This window comes from Streptococcus suis, from assembly GCF_002964045.1.
GTDB lineage: Bacteria > Bacillota > Bacilli > Lactobacillales > Streptococcaceae > Streptococcus > Streptococcus suis_U.
The window spans coordinates 1-477 of sequence record NZ_POPB01000333.1; the positions used below are offsets into that span (position 1 = coordinate 1).

The window sequence follows — 477 nt, forward strand, 5'->3', positions numbered from 1 at the left end:
GAATTTGTTTGAGATTTCCTTTTTCCGTCCGTGCTAACTGGTCTAACTCCTCACTAGCTTGTACAGGATCAGCTTCGTAAATCTTAATATCTTTCTCAAATCCATACTTGTCCGTTCTTCGTGAATAATTCTTAAACGAGTAGACAACCCCATCTGGTTTTATCCACTGGTCAGAATCTTCTAAGTAAGTCCAGTTTTCAGGATTGGCATCACTCTTCTTGTAGCTTTTCTTCTGCTCTTTCTGATATGTTCCGTAGGGGATCAGAGGTGTTTTCTCCAGTTCATCAAGGATAAAGCTATAATTTTCTTCACTACCATAACCTGCATCCGCGACAATGTGTTGAAAGAGTTCTAAGGTTTTGATGACTTTAGGCTCTTGTGAGATAGCTTCTTCCACCTCATCCAATACTTGTTCGGTTTCTTGTAGGAGTTGGTTTAGTCCCTCGCTAGTGAGGCATTCTTCCTTGGACAAGGCAG

1 pseudogene is annotated in these 477 nt (G+C 41.1%); it reads right to left on the reverse strand.

What is annotated here, in order from left to right:
* Nucleotides 1-477 (reverse strand): annotated as a pseudogene (locus C1E99_RS06795) (hypothetical protein); the annotation flags it as partial.